Annotated in this window: 22 protein-coding genes; 12 read left to right on the top strand and 10 right to left on the bottom strand. The window is 71.8% G+C overall.

The window, feature by feature from the left end:
* The first annotated feature begins 69 nt into the window (after positions 1-69).
* Complete coding sequence (locus ACFWYM_RS25250; protein WP_384841435.1) at positions 70-846, top strand: NAD(P)-binding domain-containing protein; 777 nt, start codon at positions 70-72, stop codon at positions 844-846.
* 12 nt (positions 847-858) lie between these two features.
* On the opposite strand, the gene ACFWYM_RS25245 is transcribed toward ACFWYM_RS25250, so the two are convergent.
* On the bottom strand, positions 859-1,326 hold the full coding sequence (locus ACFWYM_RS25245) for an SRPBCC family protein (RefSeq protein WP_384841432.1): 468 nt from the start codon (positions 1,324-1,326) through the stop codon (positions 859-861).
* Between the two features lie 49 nt (positions 1,327-1,375).
* Between ACFWYM_RS25245 and ACFWYM_RS25240 the strand changes: the two genes are divergently transcribed.
* Complete coding sequence (locus ACFWYM_RS25240; protein ID WP_384841508.1) at positions 1,376-1,984, top strand: TetR family transcriptional regulator; 609 nt, start codon at positions 1,376-1,378, stop codon at positions 1,982-1,984.
* Between the two features lie 10 nt (positions 1,985-1,994).
* Here ACFWYM_RS25240 and ACFWYM_RS25235 read toward each other — a convergent pair whose 3' ends face one another.
* The 3 genes from ACFWYM_RS25235 to ACFWYM_RS25225 all read right to left on the bottom strand — a co-directional run bounded on the left by ACFWYM_RS25235 (position 1,995) and on the right by ACFWYM_RS25225 (position 6,262).
* The gene (locus ACFWYM_RS25235) at positions 1,995-2,516 is read right to left on the bottom strand and encodes a cupin domain-containing protein (RefSeq protein WP_384841430.1); all 522 of its coding nucleotides are present in this window, start codon (positions 2,514-2,516) and stop codon (positions 1,995-1,997) included.
* 184 nt (positions 2,517-2,700) lie between these two features.
* Positions 2,701-4,077 (bottom strand): FAD-binding oxidoreductase, encoded by a 1,377-nt coding sequence (locus tag ACFWYM_RS25230; protein ID WP_384841427.1) that lies wholly within the window; start codon positions 4,075-4,077, stop codon positions 2,701-2,703.
* A gap of 145 nt (positions 4,078-4,222) precedes the next feature.
* Positions 4,223-6,262, bottom strand: coding sequence for an ATP-binding protein (locus tag ACFWYM_RS25225; RefSeq protein ID WP_384841424.1), 2,040 nt, complete (start codon positions 6,260-6,262; stop codon positions 4,223-4,225).
* 225 nt (positions 6,263-6,487) lie between these two features.
* On the opposite strand from ACFWYM_RS25225, the gene ACFWYM_RS25220 reads away from it, so the two are divergent.
* The 3 genes from ACFWYM_RS25220 to ACFWYM_RS25210 all read left to right on the top strand — a co-directional run bounded on the left by ACFWYM_RS25220 (position 6,488) and on the right by ACFWYM_RS25210 (position 12,285).
* Positions 6,488-9,538, top strand: coding sequence for a CARDB domain-containing protein (locus ACFWYM_RS25220; RefSeq protein ID WP_384841421.1), 3,051 nt, complete (start codon positions 6,488-6,490; stop codon positions 9,536-9,538).
* 233 nt (positions 9,539-9,771) lie between these two features.
* A complete protein-coding gene (locus tag ACFWYM_RS25215) occupies positions 9,772-11,772 on the top strand; it encodes a hypothetical protein (protein WP_384841418.1) in 2,001 nt (666 codons plus the stop codon).
* 42 nt (positions 11,773-11,814) lie between these two features.
* Positions 11,815-12,285 (top strand): hypothetical protein, encoded by a 471-nt coding sequence (locus ACFWYM_RS25210; RefSeq protein WP_384841416.1) that lies wholly within the window; start codon positions 11,815-11,817, stop codon positions 12,283-12,285.
* A 28-nt stretch (positions 12,286-12,313) separates the two neighbouring features.
* Here ACFWYM_RS25210 and eno read toward each other — a convergent pair whose 3' ends face one another.
* Positions 12,314-13,597 carry a phosphopyruvate hydratase gene (gene eno / locus ACFWYM_RS25205; RefSeq protein WP_384841413.1) on the bottom strand — a complete coding sequence of 428 codons (1,284 nt, stop codon included), beginning with the start codon at positions 13,595-13,597 and terminating at the stop codon, positions 12,314-12,316.
* 184 nt (positions 13,598-13,781) lie between these two features.
* Between eno and ACFWYM_RS25200 the strand changes: the two genes are divergently transcribed.
* Entirely contained in the window at positions 13,782-14,210 is a 429-nt protein-coding gene (locus ACFWYM_RS25200; protein ID WP_384841410.1) for a MarR family winged helix-turn-helix transcriptional regulator, read from the top strand.
* 80 nt (positions 14,211-14,290) lie between these two features.
* Here the strand turns inward: ACFWYM_RS25200 and ACFWYM_RS25195 are convergent, their stop codons facing one another.
* A complete protein-coding gene (locus ACFWYM_RS25195) occupies positions 14,291-14,959 on the bottom strand; it encodes a DNA alkylation repair protein (protein WP_384841407.1) in 669 nt (222 codons plus the stop codon).
* Between the two features lie 208 nt (positions 14,960-15,167).
* Here ACFWYM_RS25195 and ACFWYM_RS25190 point away from each other — a divergent pair, with 208 nt between their 5' ends.
* Together ACFWYM_RS25190 and ACFWYM_RS25185 are read left to right on the top strand one after the other, a co-directional pair.
* Positions 15,168-16,358, top strand: coding sequence for an MFS transporter (locus ACFWYM_RS25190; RefSeq protein ID WP_384841404.1), 1,191 nt, complete (start codon positions 15,168-15,170; stop codon positions 16,356-16,358).
* Positions 16,359-16,372: 14 nt separating this feature from the next.
* Positions 16,373-16,912, top strand: a complete 540-nt coding sequence (locus ACFWYM_RS25185; protein WP_384841401.1) for a hypothetical protein — start codon at positions 16,373-16,375, stop codon at positions 16,910-16,912.
* Between the two features lie 21 nt (positions 16,913-16,933).
* Here ACFWYM_RS25185 and ACFWYM_RS25180 read toward each other — a convergent pair whose 3' ends face one another.
* The 3 genes from ACFWYM_RS25180 to ACFWYM_RS25170 form a co-directional block, all read right to left on the bottom strand.
* Positions 16,934-17,350 (bottom strand): hypothetical protein, encoded by a 417-nt coding sequence (locus ACFWYM_RS25180; protein ID WP_384841398.1) that lies wholly within the window; start codon positions 17,348-17,350, stop codon positions 16,934-16,936.
* Between the two features lie 204 nt (positions 17,351-17,554).
* Positions 17,555-17,884, bottom strand: coding sequence for a 5-carboxymethyl-2-hydroxymuconate delta isomerase (locus ACFWYM_RS25175; RefSeq protein WP_384841396.1), 330 nt, complete (start codon positions 17,882-17,884; stop codon positions 17,555-17,557).
* Between the two features lie 300 nt (positions 17,885-18,184).
* Positions 18,185-19,012 (bottom strand): aldo/keto reductase, encoded by an 828-nt coding sequence (locus tag ACFWYM_RS25170; RefSeq protein ID WP_384841393.1) that lies wholly within the window; start codon positions 19,010-19,012, stop codon positions 18,185-18,187.
* Between ACFWYM_RS25170 and ACFWYM_RS25165 the strand changes: the two genes are divergently transcribed.
* Entirely contained in the window at positions 19,006-19,158 is a 153-nt protein-coding gene (locus ACFWYM_RS25165; RefSeq protein ID WP_384841390.1) for a hypothetical protein, read from the top strand. The two genes, ACFWYM_RS25170 and ACFWYM_RS25165, sit on opposite strands and share 7 nt — an antisense overlap.
* Positions 19,159-19,166: 8 nt before the next feature.
* Here ACFWYM_RS25165 and ACFWYM_RS25160 read toward each other — a convergent pair whose 3' ends face one another.
* On the bottom strand, positions 19,167-19,886 hold the full coding sequence (locus ACFWYM_RS25160; protein ID WP_384841387.1) for a Clp protease N-terminal domain-containing protein: 720 nt from the start codon (positions 19,884-19,886) through the stop codon (positions 19,167-19,169).
* 120 nt (positions 19,887-20,006) lie between these two features.
* On the opposite strand from ACFWYM_RS25160, the gene ACFWYM_RS25155 reads away from it, so the two are divergent.
* The 3 genes from ACFWYM_RS25155 (at position 20,007) to ACFWYM_RS25145 (ending at position 23,054) form a co-directional block, all read left to right on the top strand.
* Complete coding sequence (locus ACFWYM_RS25155; RefSeq protein ID WP_384841384.1) at positions 20,007-20,717, top strand: helix-turn-helix transcriptional regulator; 711 nt, start codon at positions 20,007-20,009, stop codon at positions 20,715-20,717.
* A 31-nt stretch (positions 20,718-20,748) separates the two neighbouring features.
* Positions 20,749-21,333, top strand: a complete 585-nt coding sequence (locus ACFWYM_RS25150) for a DUF3291 domain-containing protein (protein WP_384841381.1) — start codon at positions 20,749-20,751, stop codon at positions 21,331-21,333.
* A gap of 140 nt (positions 21,334-21,473) precedes the next feature.
* A complete protein-coding gene (locus tag ACFWYM_RS25145; RefSeq protein WP_384841378.1) occupies positions 21,474-23,054 on the top strand; it encodes a PucR family transcriptional regulator in 1,581 nt (526 codons plus the stop codon).
* The last annotated feature ends 3 nt before the right edge of the window (positions 23,055-23,057 follow it).

Genomic DNA, 23,057 nt, shown 5'->3' with positions numbered 1-23,057 from the left:
GTTCGGGACGCAAACGCAAACGCAGAGGCCAGGGAGGGCGGGCAGGTCGCCGCCAGGGAGGCACACGCAGTGAACCGCATCGGCATCATCGGAGTGGGCGAGATCGGCCGGGCCATCGTGACGGGCCTTCGCCACGAGGGCGGCACGTCGCCGGAGATCCATCTCTCGCCCAGGGGCGCCCGCACCGCAGCCGAACTGGCCCAGCGCCACCAGGGCGTTGAGGTGTGCGCCGACAACCAAGAAGTCGTGGACCGCTCCGATGTGGTGATCGTCGCCGTGCGCCGCCAGGACCGGCACGAGGCCCTGGCCGGTCTGCGCGTGGACCCCGGCAAGGTGGTCGTCAACGTGATGGCCGGGGTCGCCAACGACGACCTCCGCCGGACACTCGCCACCGATGCCCCGCTGGTCCGCGCCATCCCCCTGCCCGCCATCCGCGAACGCCGCTCCGTGACGGTCGTGTGCCCCTCGCACCCCGAGGTGGACGCCCTCTTCGAGCCGCTGGGCGGAGCGCTTCCCGTCGCGGACGAGGCGGCCTTCGATGTCTTCTCCACGCTGACGGGGACCTTGACCACCCACTACTCCTACCTCGCCACGCTCACGTCCTGGGCCGCCGGACAAGGCATCGCCCCCGACGGCGCCGAGCGCTACATCCGCAGTCTCTTTCAGGGAGTCGGCCGCGCCCTGGGGGACGAGTCCCGGTCCCTGCACCAGCTCGCCGCCGACCACGAGACCCCGAACGGGAACAACGAGCGCATCCGCACCACCTGGTTCGACCCGGCCAACTCCGCAGCCCTCGAGGAAGCTCTCGACGGCCTCCTCGCCCACCTCAAGGAATCCCGCGACTGAAGCGGCCCCGGCTCACGCTCCGTCGGCGGCGGACACGTGGCGAGCCAGCTCGGCGGCCAGGCGTCGCATGACCGTGTGGTTGGCCCGTCGCACGGTGGCCCGGACGAGGGGCGCCAGGAGACGGTCGGCGCGTGGGGCGCGCTCCCAGGCGTACGTGAAGGAGACGTGACTCCCGCCGGTCGGGCGCGGGTCGACGGTGTAGGTGCCGTGGGCCACGCGCCGCCCGCCCGCGCTGACGTTCCGTTCGACGATGCGCCGTGGCGCGTCCGCCTCGACGACCTCGATGGTGACGTCGGTCTTCGTGCCGCCGAGTGCGGCCGTGACCGTGGCGGACGAACCGATGCCGCAAGCGGGGCCGCCGTAGCGCCAGTTGGTCAGGTAGTGATCGGTGAAGCGCTCGTGGTGCGCCATGACATCGAGGAAGTCGTAGACCTGCTCGGGCGTCTGCGGTACGTCGGTCGACACGGTGACAGACTTCATGTACCAGACGGTACATGAGGCATGTACCAATCGGTACGCTCGCGACGTGATGAAGAGCGAGAGGGACAGAGGAAGAGAAGGGCAGCGGGAAGTGGACGGGAACGGCGGACGGCGTGCCCAACTCGTCGACGCCGCCGTCGATTACGTCGCGGCACACGGCATCGTGGACCTCAGCCTGCGCGCCCTGGGTGCCGGGATCGGCGTCAGCCACCGCATGCTGATCCACCATTTCGGTTCCAAGGAGCAGCTGCTCCTCGAGATCGTCCGGGCATCGGAGCGGCGAAGGCGGGAGTCGCTGTCCCGGCTTCGCCTGGATCCCGCACTCGCGCCCGCCGACGCCGCCCGGCTCCTGTGGCGGCAGCTGACCGACCCTCAACTGGCCCCTCAGGAAAGGCTCTTCTTCGAGATCTACGGGCATGCGCTGCGGGGGCGCCCCGAGGCCGCCCCGTTCCTGGAGGGGCTCGTCAACGACTGGCTGGAGCCCCTCGTGGCCGCCGAGCTCGCCACGGGGATGGATCCCGACATGGCGCGCAACCGTGCCCGGCTGGGGCTCGCCACCGTCCGGGGGCTGCTCCTTGACCTGCTCGCCACCGGGGACCGCGCCGGGGTCGACGCGGCGATGGAGGAGTTCCTGCGGATGTACTACGGCTCGACGTGACGGAGCCCCGCTAGTCCTTCTTCTCCTTCTGGTCCTTCTCGGTCTCTGCGGGCAGCGTGTTCAACAGCACGGCGATCACCATCACCGGTTCGGTCCCGGCGTTGCGCCACGCGTGCCGGGTGCCGCGCTGAATGAGGGTGTCACCGGGGCCGAGCTTGACGCTGCCCGTATCGAACTCGCAGGTCAACTCGCCGTCCACGATGTAGAGAAGGTCGACCGTCGTGGTGGAGTGGAAGCCCTCGGCGTCGAGTTCGACCCGCGGGCTGTTGCCGGTGACCTCGCGGATGTTGCCGCCGGCGCCGTAGAGCGGCTTCATGACCGCGTCCGGCGGTATGCGGTCGACCTGGAAGATGAAGCCGGCCGGCGGGCCCGACAAGTCGAACGGCAGCGAGGTCGCGTCGACCGTGTCGACCCAGTCGTCGAGCGAGTCGAACTTCCCGTGCCACACCAGCCCTTCGGGGAGCTCGACGTCGCTCTCCACCCTCGAGTTGCCGTCACCGTCGTGGCCGGTCACCACTCGCCTCACCGGCATGTCAGGACCTCCGATTCGTTCCGCGGGGCGGTTGTGTGCGGGCGACGGGGGCTGAAGCCCTCGCATCCGTCAGCCAACACCCGGGCGCGCGGCGGGGACTACCGTGGATCGCGCAGTTGAACGGCATCCAGCCCACCCGCATGAGGAGGGTCCGGGCACGGGAGCCGCCCCCGGCATCCGCGGCTCAGGAGAGGATCTTGCCGGGGTTCAGCACCCCGTGCGGGTCGAGGGCCTGCTTGACCGCGCGGTGCATCGCCATCACCTCCGGCGTGATCTCCGCAGCCAGGCCCGGCTGTTTCAGCAGCCCCACGCCGTGCTCCCCGGTGACCGTCCCGCCGAGCGCGATGGCGTCGGCGACGATGTCGTCGAAGGCCGCCTGGGCGCGGGCCTTCGCCGCCTCGTCGCCGGGCGGCGTGATCAGCAGGGGGTGCAGGTTCCCGTCCCCGGCGTGGGCGATGTTCGCGATGACGACGTCGTGGCGGACCGCGGCCTTCTCGATCCTCCCGAGCATCTCCGGTACGTGTTCCTTGGGTACGCAGACGTCCTCGGTCAGCACCGGGCCCAGGCGTTCGAGGGCCGGATAGGCGAGGCGGCGGGCCGCGAACAGGGCGTCGGCCTCCTGTTCGTCGGTGGAGCGCTCCGCCCATGTCGCGCCCGCGCCGCGAAAGCACTCGACCATCCGCTCGGCCGCCCTGGCACCCGTGTCGCCCGGGTCGTCCAGACGGCCGAGCAGAACGACGTCCGCGTCCACGGAGAGGCCCATGTTCTTCCACGCGTCGACCGCGCGCAGACAGTGCCGGTCGACCAGTTCGAGCGCCGAGGGGGTCAGCCCCGCGGCTCCGACGGCGCGCACGGCGGCTCCGGCGTCGGTGACGGAGGAGAAGAATCCGGCGACCGTGATGGCGGGGCCGGGCAGCGGGCGCAGCCGGACGGTCACTTCGGTGACGATGCCGAGCGTGCCCTCCGAGCCGACGACAAGACCGGCCAAGTCGTAGCCCGCGACGCCCTTCGCGGTCCTGCGGCCGAGGCGCACGACCTCGCCGAGTCCGTTGACCAGCTCGAGTCCGAGGACGTAGTCGCGGGTGACGCCGTACTTGACGCAGCACACGCCACCGGCGTTGGTGGCCACGTTGCCGCCGATGGTCGACCAGGGGGAGCTCGCCGGGTCGGGCGGGTACCACAGGCCGTGTTCGGCCGCGGCCGCGCGCAAGTGGTCGTTGACGACACCGGGTTGGACGACCGCGAGCCGTTCGAGCGGGTTCACCTCCAGGATCCGGTCCATCGCGTCGAGCGCCACGACGACCTGCCCGTCGGCCGCGTTGGCGCCGCCGGAGAGCCCGGTTCCCGCGCCCCGCGCGACGACCGGGGTGCGGTGCCGGACGCAGGCGCGGACGACGTGTGCGACGTCCTGCGCGGACGCGGCCTTCACCACGGCCGCGGGCCGCCCGTACGGCGCCCAGGCGGCCTGGTCGTGACTGAACCCCTCGACGCTGTCCGGGTCGGTGATGACCTGGTGGGCGGGGAGGTTCTCCAGGATCGCGCTGACGACAGGGGCGCTCATGATCGGTCCTCTCGGGTGGGCTCGGCCTGGGCGGGGGCGGGGGCAGCAGTGGGTGGGGCAGCGGCTGCCGGGGCGGGGGTTGCCGGGGCAGTGGTCGCCGGGGCGGCGGCGGTTCCGTGGGGCGTGGTGCCCATGTGTCCTCGGCTCACCGGCCGCCGCCCTCCGGCCCCGCGCCCGCAGTGCCCGGTGCCCCACCGCCACCGACCGCCCAGGCCAGCATCGCCTCCGGCTCGGCCTGCGTGGCCCGGCGGAAGGCCAGGTCGTAGGCCGGGTCGCCGAGCAGCCGGCGCGCGGTGCGTTCGCCCTGGTCGCGCAGGGGGGCGATCTCGGGGGTGCCGCGCCGGGGATGGCCGACGTTCTGCCAGAACCGGTGTCCCGCCCCGTAGGCCAGGGCCGCGTCCTCGCCCTTTCCGTCGCCCGCCAGGGCCGCCGACAGGATGTCCAGGCCCAGGGCGACGCCGAAGCTGTCACCGATCTCGCGTTTGGAGGTGAGCATCGAGCGGGCGTGCCGCGTGGCGTCGGTGTGCTGTCCCTCCAGGAGCGCGATGACGGCGAGTTGGTAGTCCGTGTACGAGCGGGTCCAGTGCTCGCCGTCGGCCCGGCACTCCTGGCGCAGGAGCCGGGCCTCCCTGCGGGCCTCGGTCAGTGAGCCGAGCGCGGTGAGGGCGAAGACGTGGGCGAGGCGGCACAGGAGGGTGGCGCCCCGGGGTGCGTCCGGTGTGGCGAGCGCGGTGACGGCTTCCATCAGGGCCCGCTCGGGGCGGCCGTCGAGGAGGTCGGTGAGGCCGTACAAGTAGGCGGCCTTGAGGAGGTGTTCGCCGTCGTCGGCCTGGGCGGCCTCGTCGCGGCAGGCCGCGGCCAGCCGGAGGCCCGGCTCGTGCTCGCCCTGCAGGATGTGGGCGAGCCCGAGGGCCCACAGCGCCCGTGCCCGCGCCGGCCCGGTGGCGCTGCCGGCCTCCAGGGCGCGGCCCAGGAAGGCCCGCGCCTCGTGCAGATGGCCGCAGCACACCCAGAAGAAGCCCGTCAGACCGGCGAGTTCGAGCGCGTCGTCCGGCCGGTGCGCGAGCAGGTGCTCCAGCGCGGCGCACACGTCGAGGTGGAACTCCCGCAGCGTGCGGTACCAGGACGCCTGCTGGGGCCCGGCCCACTGGGCGTCGGCCAGGCGGGCCAGCTCCAGGTAGTGGTCGGCGTGCCGGTCGGCCCCCCGCGGCCCCTCGCCCAGCGCCTCCAGCCACCACTGCCCGTACTCGCGCAGGGTGTCCAGCATCCGGAAGCGGTCGCGCTCCAGGGTGAGGACGGACTTGTCGACGAGTGCGGCGACGGCCCGCCGCGCCCCGTACGGCGTCATCGGGCTGTCCGCGCAGACGGCCGTGGCGGCGTCCCCGTCGAAGCGGCCGCGCAGCACGGACAGGCGGGCCCAGGTGAGCCGCTCCTCGGGTGCGCACAGCTCATGGCTCCAGCCGACCGTCGTACGCAGCGTGCTGTGCCAGGCCGGGGCCCATTCCTGCGGCGGCCCCGTCAGGTCGAGCCGCGCGCGGGCTCGTCGCACGCTCTCGCGCAGGTCGTGGGTGCGCAGCTGGGCGGCGGCCAACTCCAGGGCGAGGGGCACTCCTTCGAGGTCGGCGCAGACCTTCCGGGCCAGCGCCAGGTCGGTGTCGCCGCGCAGCGGATGCCCGGCGGCGGCCGCGCGGTCGGCGAAGAGCTCGACGGCCTCGCGGTCCACCGGCAGCGGATCGACGCGGATGATGCGCTCGCCCGGCAGGTGCAGGGGCTCGCGGCTGGTGGTCAGGACCGTCAGCCGCGGGCAGCCGTCGACCAGTTCGGCCAGCAGCCGGCGGCAGCCGTCGACCACGTGCTCGCAGGAGTCGAGCACGAGCAGCAGGCGCCGGCCGCCGATCCAGTCGGACAGCGCCTGGGCGGGCAGGCGCGCGGTGTGGTCGGCCAGTTCGCAGGCGTCCGCCACCGCCGCCGCAAGGAGCACGTCGTCCTGGAGCGGCCACAGATCCGCCCAGCAGACCCGCTCGGCACCGGAGGGGAGCCCGGCCTCGATGCTCTGCCGTGCCAGCCGTGATTTGCCGACGCCTCCCGCCCCGGTCAGCGTCACCACTCGGTGCTCTTCAAGTGCCCGTGCCAGACAGGCCAGTTCGGTACGGCGCCCCACGAACAGGTCGGGCTCGTCATGCATCGCTCTCACCACGCGTCCAGTGTGCCGATCGCGCTGCGGCGCGTGGCAAGTCGTGTGAGAAGCGTTGACAGTCTGATACGGCGAGGCAAACCTAGGGTGCCGTGTCTGCAAGTCTTGAACTAGCCAGCTCAACTTGAGACTTGAGATCTGCAATTTCCTGAGCACACTTCGGCCTGCACCTTTCCCCAAGACCTGCAACCCACCCCCAGGAAGCAGAGGACCCCCATGAGATGGAAACCGGGCAAGCGGCTGACCGCCGCCGCGCTCACCGTGGGACTGATGGCCATCGGGCTCCTGCCCGCCTCCGCGCACGCCGCCCCGACGCACGCCCACGCCGCCCCCGCGCGACCGGCCCCGGCGGCGGCGCCCGCGCGACCGGCCCCCGTGCCGGACGCGGCCCAGGCCACCAACCTCGCGCCGGGCAAGCCGATCGAAGCCTCCTCCACCACGCAGAACTACGTCGCCGGCAACGCCAACGACAAGAGCACCAGCACCTATTGGGAGTCGAGCAGCCATCCCTCGACGCTCACGGTGAAGCTCGGAGCCGACGCCGAACTCGAATCGGTCGTGGTCAAGCTGAACCCCGACGCGGCCTGGTCCAAGCGCACCCAGAGCATCGAGGTGCTGGGGCGCGCGCAGTCCGCCGACGGCTTCACCTCCCTGAAGGCACGGGACACCTACACCTTCGACCCCTCGTCGAACCAGAACGCGGTGACCATCCCCGTCAACGGACGGTACGCCGACATTCAACTGAAAATTTTCGACAACAGCTCCGGATACGGGGCCCAGGTCGCCGAGTTCCAGGTCATGGGCGCCCCGGCGCCCAACCCGGACCTCACCCTCACGGACCTCACCTGGCAGCCCGCCGACCCCACCGAGAGCGATGACGTCAAGGTCAACGCCACGGTGCGCAACGCCGGTTCGGCGGCGGCGCGCGCCACGACGGTGAAGGTGAGCCTGGACGGCACCGTCGTCGGCAGCGCCCCGGTCGCGGGCCTGGACGCCGGAGCGAGCGCGACCGTTCCGGTCACCGTCGGCAAGCGCAAGCAGGGCAGTTACACCGTGTCCGCGGTGGTCGACCCCGACGACACCGTCCCCGAGCAGGACAACGACAACAACAGCCGCGTCGCCGACAAGAAGTTGACGGTCGGCCGGACTCCGGGGCCCGACCTGGAGGTCACCGGCATCACCTCCGACCCGGCCAGCCCGGCGGTCGGCTCGGACGTCACCTTCGCCGTCAAGGTGCACAACCGCGGCACAACCGCCGTGGGCGCCGGCTCGGTCACCCGCCTCACCGTGGGCGGCACCACCTTGAACGGCACCGCGCCCGCCATCCCCGCAGGCTCAGCCGCCACCGTCGACATCGGCGGCAGCTGGAAGGCGACCAGCGGCGGAGCCACCCTCACGGCCACCGCCGACGCCACGAACACCGTCCCCGAGACCGACGAGGACAACAATGTCTTCGCCCGCTCGATCGTCGTCGGCCGCGGCGCGGCCGTGCCCTACACCGAGTACGAGGCGGAGGACGCCAGGTACGACGGCACGCTCCTGGAGAGCGACGCCCAGCGCACCTTCGGGCACACCAACTTCGCCACCGAGTCCTCGGGCCGCAAGTCCGTGCGCCTCAACTCCACCGGCCAGTACGTGGAGTTCACCTCCACCAGCGCCGCCAACTCCCTCGTCGTGCGCAACTCCATACCCGACGCCCCGGGCGGCGGCGGCCAGGAGAAGACCCTCAGCCTCTACGCCGACGGAACCTTCGTACAGAAGGTGACCCTCTCCTCCAAGCACAGCTGGCTGTACGGGAACACCGACCAGCCCGAGGGCCTGACGAACCGGCCGGGCGGCGACGCACGGCGCCTGTTCGACGAGTCGCACGCGCTGCTCGAGCAGACCTATCCCCAGGGCACCACGTTCCGGCTGCAGCGCGACGCCGGAGACGACGCCGCCTTCTACGTCGTCGACCTGATCGACCTGGAGCAGGTGGCCCCGCCGAAGGACAAGCCCGCCGAGTGCACGTCGATCACCGAGTACGGCGCCATCCCCAACGACGGCATCGACGACACCACCGCGATCCAGAAGGCGGTCACCGCCGACCAGAACGGCGACATCTCCTGTGTGTGGATCCCGGCGGGGCAGTGGCGCCAGGAACAGAAGATCCTCACCGACGACCCGCTGAACCGCGGTGACTACAACCAGGTCGGCATCCGCGACGTCACCGTCCGTGGCGCGGGCATGTGGCACTCCCAGCTCTACACCCTGACCCCGCCCCAGGACGCGGGCGGCATCAACCACCCGCACGAGGGAAACTTCGGCTTCGACATCGACGACAACACCAAGATCTCCGACCTCGCCATCTTCGGCTCGGGCACCATCCGCGGCGGTGACGGCAACCAGGAGGGCGGCGTCGGACTCAACGGCCGCTTCGGCAAGAACACGAAGATCAGCAACGTGTGGATCGAGCACGCCAACGTGGGCGCCTGGGTTGGCCGGGACTACAGCAACATCCCCGAACTGTGGGGCCCCGGCGACGGCCTGGAGTTCAGCGGCGTCCGCATCCGCAACACCTACGCGGACGGAGTGAACTTCTCCAACGGCACCCGCAACTCCACCGTCCACAACTCCTCGTTCCGCAACACCGGAGACGACGCGCTCGCGGTGTGGGCCAACAAGTACGTCAAGGACCCCGCCACCGACATCGGCCACGACAACACCTTCCGCAACAACACCATCCAGCTGCCCTGGCGCGCCAACGGCCTGGCGGTCTACGGCGGTTACGGAAACAAGATCGAGAACAACCTGGTCCACGACACCATGAACTACCCCGGCATCATGCTCGCCACCGACCACGACCCGCTGCCTTTCTCCGGCCAGACACTGATCGCGAACAACGGTCTCTACCGCACGGGCGGCGCCTTCTGGAACGAGGACCAGGAGTTCGGCGCCATCACCCTGTTCGCCCAGGGCCAGGACATCCCGGGCGTCACGATCCGCGACACCGACATCCACGACTCGACGTACGACGGCATCCAGTTCAAGACGGGCGGCGGCGCCATGCCGGACGTGAAGATCAGTGACGTGACGATCTCCAAGTCCACCAACGGCTCCGGCATCCTCGCCATGAGCGGCGCCCGCGGCAGCGCGACGCTGACCGGCGTGAAGATCAGCGACTCGCGCGACGGCGACATCCTCACCGAACCGGGCTCACAGTTCGTGATCCACGGCGGCAGCACGAAGTCCGGCGCCACCGCACCACCGAAGCGGCGCGAGCGGTAACGCTCCCACCCCTGGCCTCCCCGCCGGGCCGCCCGGACCTCATCTCACTGGGGTCCGGGCGGCGCACTCGGCACCGCGGGCGTGGCGGCGGCCCGGGCTACATCGCCCATGGTGCAGGGCTGAACGGCCCGGCCGAATGGCCCGGGACAGGGACCCGACGGTCCCTGCCTCGCACACGGCCCGACCGGGAACGCTGCCGAGGAGAGAGATGACGCGGGGAAACGGGGGACCGCATGAGCTGCTGGCCGCCTTGCTCGGAATGGTGCGAGTGTGTCGACGGTGGGTGCAGGCCCGCGCCGCTCAAGGCCAACGCCCTGCGCATCCGTACCGGCGACGGCCGGTACCTGAGGGCCATCAACGGGCCGACCGGGTACGCCGGTTACCTCGGGCCGACCTCCGAAGTGCCGGGCCCCTGGGACACGTTCCTCATCGACGAGCCGACGACGTGGCCGGTGCGCAGCGGTGACCAGATGGTGCTGCGCGCCGTCGACGACACCTGGCGGCCGCTGCCGGACGTCCTCGTGCGCATCGACCACGGCGTGCTGTTCCTGCCCAAGAAGGGCAAGAAGGATCCGCAGCTGGTGACCTATCAGTTCGGCGGTCCCGACCGTTCCGTCCTGGTGACGTCGCCGCTCACCGCCGGATACCCGGCCTACCGGCCCGGCGACCCGATCGAGTGGACGTTCACCATCACCAAGATCGAGGGCGGCAGCCCGGCCCCGACGGGTACGCCGATCGGGAGCGGGGATCAGGCGACGTTCACCTTCCGTACGCGCAACGCCGTCCAGCCGCTGCGGAGCTGGCGGCTGCGTGACGACACCGGCCCCCGCCGCGTCGACGGCGACGCCGCACCCGGCGGGGCGGCGGCCACCGTCTTCACCGTCGAGTTCAACGAGGTCCGGCCCGACTTGGGCTGGCGGCCGCCCACCGACACCCCCTGCCGCACCTGCGCGGGCGTCACCGCCGTGGTCACGAGCAACGCCACGGGGCGGCCCGTGGCGGGCGCGCACGTCACCGCCCTGGCGCCGAGCGAGCCGTTCGCCGGTGACACACCGCCCGCGCCGTCCGACGGCCGCGCCCGGTTGACCGCTGTCGTCGAGGGAGCCGTCCGCGACTGCGTGCCCGCCGGCTCCCTCCAACTGCAGGCCAGTGCCGACCGCTTCCAGACCAGGACGGTCACCGCCCAGGTCCCCGACCGGGGTTCCGTGGATGTGCCCATCGGCCTGGACTGCACCATGGTCACCGGACGGGTCACCGACACCGCGGGCAGCCCCATGCCCGGCGAGTGGGTCTACCTGACCGACCTGCAGGGCAACGCGCTGCTCGACCTGGACGGCAATCCGTACCAGACGAGGACCGACCTGAGCGGGCGCTTCCAGTTCGCGTGCGTGCCGCACCGGCAGCTCAAGGTGTCCACCGACCAGGACCCCAGCTCCGACCGCGTCGTGACCATCGGCCCCGAAGGCAAGCACATCGAAATCGTCGTGCAGTTCAGCGCGGCCACCGTCGTCGTCCGTGTCCTGGACGCCGACAACGACCAGCCCCTCGACGCCGCGGCCGTCCGCCTCACCACCAGCGACACGGCGGTGCGCACCGCCACCACCGGCGGCACCCCGCCCCAGGCCACCTTCACCGCCGTCCGCCCGGCGGGCGGCGCCACCGTACGGGCGGGCAAGTCCGGGTATCTGCCGAGCACCGTCAGCGCGAGCATCCCGGGCTCCGGCACGCTGACCGTCACCATCCGGCTCCGCCGCGACATGGCGGTGCTGGCCCCGTCCGCGTTCATCGTGCAGCTCGACTGGGGCGCCGCCCCGCGCGACCTCGATCTGCACGCCTCCGGCCCCGACAACGCGAACGGGCGCTTCCACTGCCTGTTCACCACCATGCAGCCGGTGCCCTTCGTCCGCCTGGACGTCGACGACCGCGACGCCACCGGCCCCGAGCGCATCACCGTCAGCCGGGTCGCCGGGGCCTTCGTCGCGGGGGAGTACCACTGCTGGATCGACAACTACTCCGGCGAGAAGACGTTCACCGACTCCGGCGCCTCGGTGACGCTGCTCAGCCTCGACGCCAACTCCGTGCCCGCACAGCGCGGTCGCTGGGTCGTCACCGATGTCCCCGGCGAGCCGGACCGGCTGTGGTCGGTGATGGGGTTCACCCTCGACGCCCAGGGACAGCTGACCGTCGCCTCCGTCATGACGTACCAGCACGGGGACTGGTCCACCCGCCTCTGACGGACCCGCCGCTGACGCACCGCCACGCCTTGGAGACCGCCCATGCCCGACAACCCGCACCAGGTCACGCTCCAGCGCCTGCTCGAAGGCCACCGGCAGGATCTCGCCGACCTGCGCGAGCAGTCGGCCAGGCTGCGCCGACTGCTCCGCCGCAGGCCGCCCTGGCCCGACGAACCCAAGCCGGGCCCGTCGCGGTCGGCGCTGGAGAGCGACCTCGCGGATGTCGAGCGGTCGATCGCCAAGCACGTCCGCCTCATCGCCCTCGGCGACGACGCACACATCGGCGAACTCCTCCAATCGCTGGCCGCCGACCCCGACTTGGCCCGGGAGGCGGTCGCGGACCCGTACGCCTTCGCGACCCGGCACGGCATCGATCTGCCCACGACCACGGACATCACCCTGCTCGTCGCCGACCGCGACATGTCCGCACGGATCCGCAACCTCGACCCCGACATGCCGTTCGAGGCCACCTGGACCCAGGACGGCTTCCAGGCGCCGCCGGAACCGCCGTAGGCCGTGTCCGGCCTGGCGGCTGTCCGCCCTAGTGGCGCAGACGCAGCGCCTCCGCGCCCGCGTACCGGGCGCTGTCGCCCAACTGCTCCTCGATCCGGATGAGTTGGTTGTACTTGGCGGTGCGGTCGGAGCGGGACAGCGATCCGGTCTTGATCTGGCCGCAGCCCGTGGCCACCGCCAGGTCCGCGATCGTCGTGTCCTCCGTCTCGCCCGAGCGGTGCGACATGACGACGGTGTAGCCCGCGCGGTGGGCCGCGTTCACGGTGGCCAGGGACTCCGTCAGGGTGCCGATCTGATTGACCTTCACCAGGACCGAGTTGGCGACACCGGAGGCGATGCCCTCGCGCAGCAGGGTCTCGTTCGTGCAGAACACGTCGTCACCGGTGAGCTGGCAGCGCGCACCGACCCGCGCGGTCAGCTCCTGCCACCCCGCCAGGTCGTCCTCGGCCATCGGGTCCTCGATCGACACGATGGGGTAGGAGTCGATCAGCTTGGCCAGGTAGTCGGCGTTCTCGGCGGGCGTGCGCCGTACGCCTTCCCCGGCGTAGTCGTAGACGCCGTCGCGGAAGAACTCGGACGACGCCGGGTCCATGACCAGGCCGATGTCCGTGCCCGGCCGGTACCCGGTGCGCTCGACGGCGGCGACGACGAAGTCCAGGGCCTCTTCGGCGGTGCGCAGCGAGGGCGCGAAGCCGCCCTCGTCGCCCACACCCGTGGAGTGCCCGGCGGCGAGGAGGTCGCGGCGCAGGGTGTGGAAGATCTCGGACCCCATCCGCACGGCCTCGGCGAAGGTCTCCGCGCCGATCGGGGCGATCATGAACTCCTGGAAGTCCAGTGGATTGTCGGCGTGCGCGCCCCCGTTGACGATGTTCATCATCGGTACGGGCAGCAGCCGGGCGTCGGAGCCGCCGAGGTAGCGGTAGAGCGGCAGGCGGTGGGCGGCGGCCGCGGCCTTGGCGGTGGCCAGGGAGACCCCGAGGATCGCGTTGGCGCCGAGCCGCGACTTGGCGGGGGTGCCGTCCGTGGCGACGAGCGCGGCGTCGAGGCCCGCCTGGTCCTCGGCCTCGCGCCCGATGACGGCCGCTGCCAGCTCCGTGCCGACGTGGCGCACCGCCTGGTCGACGCCCTTGCCGTGCCAGCGGGCCGGGTCCCCGTCGCGGAGTTCGACGGCCTCGCGGGCGCCGGTCGAGGCGCCGGAGGGGACTGCGGCCCGGCCTGTGGATCCGTCCGCCAGCTCCACGTCCACTTCGACGGTGGGGTTGCCCCTGCTGTCGAGGACGCGGCGGCCGGTGACGGTGGTGATGGCGGTCATGGGAGCCCTTCCCGTTGGTCGCATGCGTGCCGGGGTCCGGCTGCGGCGACGGTGGCGCTGAACCCGGCACCGAAAACTCTACAGCAATGCTGTGCAGTCGTGCTGTTTAGCTTTGCTATTCAGTGTTGCTGTACAGTCCTGCTGTGCAGGGCGGCTGAGCAGCAGTGCTGCGTTAAAATCCGGTATGCCCCTGACGACTCCGGAATCCGCCACCGTCGCGGCCGAACTGCGCACCGCGATGGGAAAGCTCACGCGGCGCGTGAAGCTCGAGGACCAGATGCCGCACGGTCAGGTGGCCGTCCTCGGCGCGCTGGACCGCAGTGGCGCGATGACGACCAGCGAACTGGCGGCCGACCAGCGGGTGCGCCCGCAGTCCATGGCCCGAGCCGTCGGACTGCTCATGGAGCAGGGGCTCATCACACGCCGGGCACACCCGACCGACGGCCGCAAGAGCCTGGTCGAGCTCTCCGCCGCGGGGCAGGAGCTCCTGGAGGAGGAGCGGGGGCGCCGGGCGGACTGGCTCGCGCGGGCGATCGAGGCGGAACTGACGCGCGAGGAACGGGAGTTGCTGGCCCGGGGGATCGGTCTGGTGGAGCGGCTCGCGGCGCACTAGCGCCCGTCGTCCGGGTCGATCCCTCGGCCCGGCCCGGGGGGGAGGGGGAGTGGGAGAGTCGGCGGAACCCGCCGGTCCGCCTACTCGCCCTGGCGGCGCACCATCTCGTTGATCCACGTGGGCGCGTACGGGGACGTGCAGCCCGGGGGAGTCGGATAGTCCTTGAACACCTGAAGGCGCTCCCCGATGGCGAGGGCCCGGGCGCGGTACTCGGCGTGCTTGACCCCGATCTGGGCCAGGCAGAAGTTCATCGCCCACTGCAGCCGGTCGGGGGCGTCCTTCAGCTCCGCCTCGATGACGTCGAGCAGCCCCGCGAGGTCGAGACCCTTGGGCTTCTTCTGTACGCGGTCGGTGGTCAGCGCCCAGCCCGCGCTCGCGACGGCCGGATCCGGGTCGGCGGTCCAGGCCAGGCGCAGCTCCTCGGCGTGCGGGCTCTTCTTCGCCACGTTGACGACGAGCCAGTCATGGACCTTGGGCGTGCGCGCCTCGCGCAGCATGCCGTCCAGCTCGTCCCGCCCGAACTCCTTCGGGCGGCAGACCAGGGTCGCGAGGAGCCGTGCCGCGCTGTCGTCCGTCGCCCAGAGCTCCCGGGCGAGGTCCTGCCGCGTCCCCAGCCGCTTGGCGATCGCGCGCAGCTTCGTGAGGTTCACACCGTGATCGTCACCGTGCTTCTCGTTCACCGCGCGTGCCTTCGGGTCCTCGAGCCCGGCCAGCTCCGCCCTCACCTCGGCCGGAGTCGTCTCGGCCACCGCAGCCTCCTGTCCGTCACCCGGGTCCCTGACATGCGCCATCCACCCTAAGCCGGAAGCCAGGACGAGGCCGTCCGGGGCCGGTCGCCCACGCCCGGACGCTTGTACACGGTTTCCGATTCATCTAACCTTCCCGGGTCTCTTCGCCATCCAGCCGGGATAACCGAGGCCGCGTGCCCGAAACCCTCTACCGGGAATCGGGGCCACCATGGATCTTCGCCTCCTGCTGCTGACTCTCTGTACGTTCGCCGCCGGGCTCGCCGAGGCGATCCTCACCGGCGTCCTGCCCTCGCTCGCCGCCGACCTCGACGTCTCGCTCAGCCTCGCGGGCCAGCTCACCAGCCTGTACTCGCTGAGCTTCGCCGTCGCCGCGCCCCTGCTCGGCTGGCTGACCCGCGGCGCAGACTGCCGCCACCTGCTGGTGGTCACCCTGGTGGTGTCCGCCGCGTTCAACGCGGGCGCCGCGCTGAGCCCCGGCTACGTTCCGCTGCTGCTGATGCGCATCGGCATGGCCGCCTGCAGCGGGCTGCTGATCATGCAGTCCAGCCTGCTGGCGGTGGAGCTGGCACCGAAGGCACAGCGCGGACGCGCCATCGGGCTGATCTTCATGGGCATCAGTGGTGCGCTGGTGTTCGGCGTACCGGCCGGAGTGCTGGTCGACGAGTGGTTCGGCTGGCGCTGGATCTTCGCCGCCATCGCCCTGTACTCGCTGCCGCTGGCCGCCCTGCTGCGCTTCGCCCTGCCGCGCCGCGCCCTGGACAGCGCGGCCGACGGCGCCGCGTACCGCCGCCAGCTGCGCGACCCGGCCCTGAATCTGGCCCAGTTGGTGTCGATCCTGCTGCTGGGCGGCCACTTCACGCTCTTCGCCTACATCACCCCCTGGTTCGAGCAGGTCGCGGGCATCACCGACAGCCAAAGCATCGCCCTGACCCTGCTGCTGATCGGCGCGGCGGCGATCGGCGGCGGCTACCTCGGCGGCTGGCTCAGCGACCGCATCGGCCACCGCCGTGCGCTGGTGGTGGTCCCGGTGCTGTTCGCCGCATCCATGCTGGCGATCCCCCTCACCCGCGCCGTCGGGCAACGGTGGCTGCTGCTCTGCGCGTTGATGGTGTGGTCCACTGTCAGCTGGATGATCTCGCCGGCGGTGCAGAACTATCTGCTGGGCAGCGACCCGGACAGCGGCAGCGCCGGGGTGGCCCTGAACACCTCGGCGATGCACCTGGGCGTGGTCCTCGGCGCGGCGCTGGGCGGCGCGGTGATCAGCCTGGCCGGCATCGACTGGACCCCATGGGTCGGCATCGCCCTGGTCGCGCTGTCGGTGCTCTGCGCCACGGGGTCCCTGTGGCTGCGCCGCGAGCCCGCCGACTCCCCTCCCGGCCTGGAGGCCGCCCACGGCTGACAGAATCTCCGGCCATGGCGAACAGCGGACTGTGGGTCGGCGTCCTCACCGCGCTGACCGCGCTCGGAGCGAGCTACATCACCGCGCGGGCGACCTCGCGCGCGGCCCTGGCCCAGGCCCGAACCACCGCGCGAGCACAGGCCGTTCGGGAGCAGCGCGACCGGCGCCGCTCCACCTACCGGGAGTTGATGACCTGCGCGCACGCCTTCAACGAGGTCGTCTGGCAGATCGACGCCGTGGACGCGGCGAGCGACCGGGCCGACAAGGACCGCATCCTTGCGCAGATGTACGAGCGCATCGGCCCGGTCATCGGCGGCATGAGCAAGGCGCTCCACGAGGTCCGGCTCGACGGCCCCGCCGAGGTGTCCACCGCCGCCGAGCAGGTACGGCACCGGGCACGCCGCGTCCAGCCGCTGCTCAAGGCGCTGACAGGCGACGACGACCCCGGGCGCCGGCACGCATACGACGCCGCGTACCGGGACTTCCGGGACGCCCATCTCGCGTTCGTGGGCCTGGCGAGACGGGCGTTGGAGGTCAAGGACGACGAGGGCTGACGCCGTCGCGCCGTCGCAGGGTCACCACTTCCCGGAGCACTCGTAGTCGCCGCACAGCTGGAGCAGGACCTTCTTGGCCCCGTAGTAGACGTACGACTTGCCCGGCTTCAGCTTCTTGAACTGATAGCGGCCCGAGTTCCAGTAGATGTGCGCGTAGACGTCGGCGCCGTTGACCCGGCTCGCGCCGAAGTGCCCCTTGTAGCCGCCACCGCTGTAGCGGTACCAGGTCTTCCACACCCGGGCGTTGGCCCCCTGGATGTACAGGGTCGTGGACGCCTTGCTCTGGATGTGCACGTCGTCGGCCGCCGCCGGTGACGACGACGGCGCCGCCGTCGAGTGGGCGGGCGCGGCGAGCGCACCGCTCGACAGCAGGCCGAGGCTGAGCCCCGCGGCCAGCACACCGGCCGTGAGGGACCTGCGAAGGGTCCGAGTCGCCATGAGTTCCGTTCCTCCCCTTGGATCACCCGTGGTCGCCGCGCCGCCAGGGCACCGCAACCCCTACGACCACCAGGCTCACCGCCACCGCCGCACCCCCACCACAACCACCGCCGAGATGACGACAATCTGGGACGTACACCGTTATGGCCTGCGCAAACAACCCGCGTCATGACAACGCCCTGGGACGCGTCCCGCCCCGAACTCCTACGGCGTGTGGATGCGGTAACTCGTGGGCAGGTCCCGGACCTCGGCGGACGTCACGGTTCCAGGGGTGGTGATGTGTTTGCCGAGCAGCGCCAGCACATCGTCCGCGAGCCGGTCCTTCACCGCCTCGGTGCGGCCCGGCATGAGCCCGATCGTGACGTGTGCGACGCACGCGTGGGGGCCGTCGCTGTGGCTCTCGACCGCTCGGCACAGGGTCTTGCACACGCCGCGGGTCGCGGACCGCTCCCGCACCATCGGATGGAGCTCCTCGATGAACGCCCGGCAGTCGAAGTCGAGCGTCGCCGTGTAGTCGACGGTGATGTGCGGCATGGGGTCCTCGGTGGCGCGGCAGTGTTAAGTGTCAGGTGCACCTATATTGCCGTACGGCCTCGTCGGCGGAGACGGGAGCCCCGCCGCACGGGGCAGAGCCCCACCCCGGCCACCTAGGGCCTGTCCGGCGGATCTTGCCGCGGTCGCGGGCTGTTCCACGCCGGTCTGCGGCGTTGTCGTCGGTTGCCGACGCTCCGCGTTGTCGCCCTCCTCCGCCTTGCATCTCGACGCACCACAGCCCGCTCACCAGCGACGGACGGCACAGCTCGGAATCATGCGGCCTGATCCGCCGGACAGGCCCTAGGCCAGGGCGTCGAGGCGGTCGCGCTGGGCCGGGGTCAGGCGGAGGTGTTCGGCCCCCAGGTTCTCCTCGAGGTGGTCGATCCGGGTGGTGCCGGGGATGGGCAGGATCACCGGGGAGCGGCCGAGGAGCCAGGCGAGCGCCACCTGGGTGGGGGTGGCGTCGAGGTCGGCCGCCACGGCGGTGACCTCGGAGCTCGCCCCCGCCTCTCCCCAGGCGACCGGGCGCCACGGCAGGAACGCGATCCCCGCCGCCGCGCACGCCGCGAGCACCGGCTCGTGCTCGCGGTCGAGCAGGTTGTAGTGGTTCTGCACGCTCGCGATGTCGACGATCTCCCGGGCCTCGTCGAGCTGGCCGACGGTGACCTCGGACAGCCCGATCCGGCCGATCCTGCCCTCGTCCCGCAGGTCCCGCAGCGCGCCGACCTGGTCGGCGAGCGGAGTCTCCGGATCGACGCGGTGCAACTGGAGCAGCTCGATCCGCTCCACGCGCAGCCGGCGCAGCGCCTGCTCGACCTGGTCGCGCAGCACCTCCGGTCGGCCGTTGAGCTGCCACTCGCCCGCAGAGTCCCGGGCGACGCCGACCTTGGTGGTGATCAACAGGTCGTCCGGGTAAGGGTGCAGGGCCTCGGCGAGGAGTTCCTCGTTGGCGCCCCCGCCGTACAGATACGCCGTGTCGATGAGGGTGATGCCGAGCTCGACGGCCCGCCGGGCGACCGTGAGCGAGGACGCGCGGTCCGGACCGGGTTCGGTCGGCAGGCGCATGGCCCCGAACCCGAGCCGCCGGACCTTCAGGTCTCCGCCGATGCTGAACGTCGTCGATGCCACGTGCTGCCTTCTCCCCCTCGATCAGCTGGATCAGCCGGATCAGCTGGATCAGCCGGATCAGCTGGATCAGCTGGATCAGCTGGATCAGCTGGATCAGCTGGATCAGCTGGATCAGCTGGATCAGCCGGATCAACGGCCCACGCTAGCAGCGCAGTTACCCCTGCTGTGCCGGACGGTCGGCGTCCGCGATCAAGGCGTCGAGGGCGGCCGCGTCGAATCCGGCTCCCCTCAGGACGTCGGCGGCCACTCCACGGCCCACCTCGGCCAGGCCGAGCAGCAGGTGGTGGCAGTCGATGCCCTCGGAGTCGTCGTGCCCGGACCGCGCCTCAGCGAGCGCGATCGCCTTACGGGAGTAGGGCGTCCACGCGATCCGCTCGGCCGCCTGGGAGGCACCCATACTCAGCCGGTCGCCGACGCCCCGGTGGACCTCCTCCGCCGCCACGCCCGCGGCTTGCAGGAGCCGGGTGGCGCTGTTGTCCTCCGCGGTGAGGCCCCAGAGCAGGTGCTCGGTGCCGATGTAGTTGTTGCGGTGCTGCACCGCCGCCTTCTTGACGTGCACCATCGCCCGGCGCAGGTCCTCGGTCATCGTCTCGGGGCCGTAGCGCTTGTGCGGTGCGTGGAAGCGCTGCTGGACCGCCTGCCGGGTCACGCCGAGCGCGGCGCCGATGTCGGTCCACGAAGAGCCGTGCATCCGGCAGTGCTCGACATAGTCCTCGACCAAGTCGTCGGCCAGTGACTGGAGTTGGCCCGAGAGCTGCGCGGCGACCGTCAACAGGGCGAGCCAGTCGGGCTGTTCCTGTCCGTCGGGGCGGTGCGCGGTGTCGCAGCGCCGGTCGACTTCGGCAATGAGATCGTCCAGGTCTGGAAGGGCCATGAGGCAAGTACGTCTTGACAATCCGAAACTGTCAAGGAGTGGTTGCCTTTTCGAGGGCGCCGATGGTGGTCTGCCGCCCACCTTTCTATCTCTAACCTGCGTTGTTTCTAGAATGTCCGCGTGGAAGACATCGAGGCGATCGCGGCGCTGCAGGATCCGGTACGGCGCCGCCTGTACGAGTACGTGGCGGCACGGGGTCGAGAGGTCGGCCGCAACGAAGCGGCCGAGGCGGCGGGGGTCGCGCGCACGCTCGCGGCCCACCACCTGGACAAGCTGACCGAGGCCGGGCTGCTCGAGAGCGGCAGCCGCCGGCTGACCGGGCGCTCGGGGCCGGGGGCGGGCCGCCCCGCCAAGGTCTACATGCGGGCGCGCGCCGAGCGCTCGGTGTCGCTGCCCGCCCGCGACTACCGCACCGCCGCCGAACTGTTGGCGGAGGCCGCCGAACAGGCCGGTCTCGACGCCGGACTGTGGGCGGCCGCGCGCCGCCGGGGCGAGGAACTGCGCGGCGAGGCGGCGCCCTGCGGCGGCCTCGACGAGGCGATGGAGGTGCTGGCCGCCCGCGGCTATGAACCGCACATGGAAGGCGCCGCAGACGCAGTAGACGCCGCAGGCGCCGAAGAGAAGGAAGAGGCAGCAGGTGCCTCTGCGGTGCGCATGCGCAACTGCCCCTTCCATGCCGTCGCCGAACGCTTCCCGCCGCTCGTCTGCGGCATGAACCTCGCACTCCTGGAGGGGCTGCTCGGCGCGGACGGTCCGGTCCGCGCCCGCATGGACGCCCGGCCGGGGGAGTGCTGCGTCGTGGTCGAAGCTTCTAAAAACAATGGGCGTTGACATAGAAAGTCGGGACTGCTGGGATGAAGCCATGACCGCATCCGTGCCTCCCGCTTCCTCCGCGCCCTCCGCGTCCTCCAGGTCCTCCAGGTCCTCCGCTTCTTCCGCGCCCGCCCCGCCCGCCGCCCACCTCGCCCAACTCAACGTCTCCACGCTCCTCCACCCCCTCGACCACCCGAGCCTGGCCCCGTTCGTCGAGATGCTCGACCCGGTCAACGCCGCCGCCGACGGCGCACCCGGCTTCGTATGGCGGCTCGTGGAGGACGGGGCACCCGACGCCACCGGTCTGCGTCCGGCGGGCGAGGACGTCATCGTCAATCTCTCGGTGTGGGAGACCCAGGAGGCGCTGTGGGACTTCGCGTACCGCAGTGGGCACTTGGAAGTGATGCGGCGGCGTCGCGAGTTCTTCGCGCGGCACGTCGCATCGCACCTGGTGCTCTGGTGGGTGCCCGCAGGTCACATCCCGACCGTCGGCGAGGCCCTGGAGCGGCTGGCTGAGCTGCGGGCGCACGGACCGTCCCCGCGCGCGTTCACGTTCGCCTCCTCGTACACCGCGGCCGAATCCGCCGCCCACCTCCAGGACGCGCCGCCGACGGGGAACGCGGCAGCGGTGTAGCCGGCGTGCCCCGATCTTCGAAGCCGCCTGAACCTCCACGGCCCAACCGTCATCATCCTTGTGGCTGCCACGGTGGCAGCCGACCCGGGACGGCGGTGCGGCCGGGCCGGGGGCCGAGGCAGTGAGGAGCACCCGGGCCCATGGACGTCTGTACGCTCGGCGACTTGATCGACGTCGTGGGCAGCCCGGCCCTGCGGCTCCACACCGCCTCCGCCGGAACCGGCTCGCCGGTCACCGAGGTGCTCCTGTACGACGCGCACGCCCCGCTGCCCCACGCGCCCGGAGCCCTGCTGCTCGCGGTCGGCGTACGGGCCGCCGAGGCCGGTCCGCTCGTGCGGGCCGCCGCGGAGGCGGGCATGACCGGAGTCGTGGTGCGGGGCACGGACGGGCCGGCCGCCGAGGCCGAGGCGCACGGCGTGGCGCTCCTGACGGTCGGCGAGGACACCGCCTGGCACCACGTCCATCTGATGCTGGCCGCGGCCGTCGACGCCCGCTCCGCCCAGGGCGCCGGACTCGGGGACCTGTTCGCGCTGGCCGACGCGATCGCGGCGGCGACCGGCGGCGCCACCGCCGTGGAGGACCCGCGCCAGCGGATCCTGGCGTACTCCACCGTGCCGGGCCAGCCGGTCGACGAGGACCGCCGTCAGGGCATCCTCGGCCTTCAAGTCCCGGGCAGCGTGGACAACTCGGAGCAGGTCCGGCAGGTGTTCGCCGCGCCCGCACCGGTGCGCCTGCCCCCGCTCACCGCGGCCGACCTGCCCCGCCTCGCCTGCGCGGTGCGGGCCGGCGGCGAACCCCTCGGCTCGATCTGGGTGGTCGACACCGGCACCCTCGCCCCCGACGCGGAACAGACCCTGGCCCAGGGCGTGTCCACGGCCGCGCTGCTCCTGCTGCGCCGCCGCGCCGCCCAGGAACTGACCCGGCATCAGAACGCCGACCTGCTGCGCCGGTTGCTGGACGGCGCGGCCGACGCGGCGACGGCGGCGCACCGGCTGGGCTGGAACGCGGTCCGGGTGGCCGCCTTCGCGCTGGACTCCGCGGCCGGCGTGCCCGACGCCGAGCGGACCTCGCTGCGCCTCCTGGACCTCGTACGACTGCAGTGCGATGCCCGCTACGGACGGCACGCCTGCGTACTCCTGGACGGGGTGGTGTACGCGCTGCTGCCCGCCCCCGAGGCAAGCGGCGGGGCGGGCGGACCGGAAGCGCGGACGACGGCCGACCGGCGGCACCGGCAGCTGGCCGAGGACATCGTGGGCCGGGCCGGGCCTTCGCTGCGGGTGCCCGTACGGGCCGCGCTCGGCGCGGTGGTGTCCTGCCGCGACGGGGTGACGGCCTCGCGCGCGGACGCGGACGCGGTGCTGCGGCTGCTGGACGACGCCCTGCCGGTGGCCGCCGTCGACGAGATACGGCCCCGGGTGACGCTGCTGCGGCTGGCCGATGTGATGCGGGAGCGCGGGGAGTTGAGGGCGGGCGCCTGGCAGCGGGTGCTGGACGCGGACGCCGAGTACGGCACCGAGTACGCCCGCACCCTGACGGCCTGGTTCGGCACGGGCTGCGACGTGGCGAGCGCCGCCAGACAGCTCTCCGTGCACCCCAACACCTGCCGCTACCGCCTCAAGCAGATCGGCGCACAGCTCGGCATCGACCTCGACGACGCCGACGAACGGCTGGTGCTGTGGCTGCAGTTGAGGGTGCTGGCAGAGCCCGACGCCCCTGCCTGAGCC

The organism is Streptomyces sp. NPDC059009 (assembly GCF_042740175.1).
Classification (GTDB): Bacteria; Actinomycetota; Actinomycetes; order Streptomycetales; family Streptomycetaceae; genus Streptomyces.
This window is presented reverse-complemented; position numbering and strand designations above follow the sequence as displayed.

Excerpts from the sequence above, each read along its gene's own strand:
- ACFWYM_RS25245 (WP_384841432.1), bottom strand. The coding sequence starts at position 1,326 with ATGAAGTCTGTCACCGTGTCGACCGACGTACCGCAGACGCCCGAGCAG.
- ACFWYM_RS25240 (WP_384841508.1), top strand. The coding sequence starts at position 1,376 with ATGAAGAGCGAGAGGGACAGAGGAAGAGAAGGGCAGCGGGAAGTGGAC.
- ACFWYM_RS25235 (WP_384841430.1), bottom strand. The coding sequence starts at position 2,516 with ATGCCGGTGAGGCGAGTGGTGACCGGCCACGACGGTGACGGCAACTCG.
- ACFWYM_RS25230 (WP_384841427.1), bottom strand. The coding sequence starts at position 4,077 with ATGAGCGCCCCTGTCGTCAGCGCGATCCTGGAGAACCTCCCCGCCCAC.
- ACFWYM_RS25225 (WP_384841424.1), bottom strand. The coding sequence starts at position 6,262 with ATGCATGACGAGCCCGACCTGTTCGTGGGGCGCCGTACCGAACTGGCC.
- ACFWYM_RS25220 (WP_384841421.1), top strand. The coding sequence starts at position 6,488 with ATGAGATGGAAACCGGGCAAGCGGCTGACCGCCGCCGCGCTCACCGTG.
- ACFWYM_RS25215 (WP_384841418.1), top strand. The coding sequence starts at position 9,772 with ATGAGCTGCTGGCCGCCTTGCTCGGAATGGTGCGAGTGTGTCGACGGT.
- ACFWYM_RS25210 (WP_384841416.1), top strand. The coding sequence starts at position 11,815 with ATGCCCGACAACCCGCACCAGGTCACGCTCCAGCGCCTGCTCGAAGGC.
- eno (WP_384841413.1), bottom strand. The coding sequence starts at position 13,597 with ATGACCGCCATCACCACCGTCACCGGCCGCCGCGTCCTCGACAGCAGG.
- ACFWYM_RS25200 (WP_384841410.1), top strand. The coding sequence starts at position 13,782 with ATGCCCCTGACGACTCCGGAATCCGCCACCGTCGCGGCCGAACTGCGC.
- ACFWYM_RS25190 (WP_384841404.1), top strand. The coding sequence starts at position 15,168 with ATGGATCTTCGCCTCCTGCTGCTGACTCTCTGTACGTTCGCCGCCGGG.
- ACFWYM_RS25185 (WP_384841401.1), top strand. The coding sequence starts at position 16,373 with ATGGCGAACAGCGGACTGTGGGTCGGCGTCCTCACCGCGCTGACCGCG.
- ACFWYM_RS25180 (WP_384841398.1), bottom strand. The coding sequence starts at position 17,350 with ATGGCGACTCGGACCCTTCGCAGGTCCCTCACGGCCGGTGTGCTGGCC.
- ACFWYM_RS25175 (WP_384841396.1), bottom strand. The coding sequence starts at position 17,884 with ATGCCGCACATCACCGTCGACTACACGGCGACGCTCGACTTCGACTGC.
- ACFWYM_RS25165 (WP_384841390.1), top strand. The coding sequence starts at position 19,006 with ATGCCACGTGCTGCCTTCTCCCCCTCGATCAGCTGGATCAGCCGGATC.
- ACFWYM_RS25160 (WP_384841387.1), bottom strand. The coding sequence starts at position 19,886 with ATGGCCCTTCCAGACCTGGACGATCTCATTGCCGAAGTCGACCGGCGC.
- ACFWYM_RS25150 (WP_384841381.1), top strand. The coding sequence starts at position 20,749 with ATGACCGCATCCGTGCCTCCCGCTTCCTCCGCGCCCTCCGCGTCCTCC.
- ACFWYM_RS25145 (WP_384841378.1), top strand. The coding sequence starts at position 21,474 with ATGGACGTCTGTACGCTCGGCGACTTGATCGACGTCGTGGGCAGCCCG.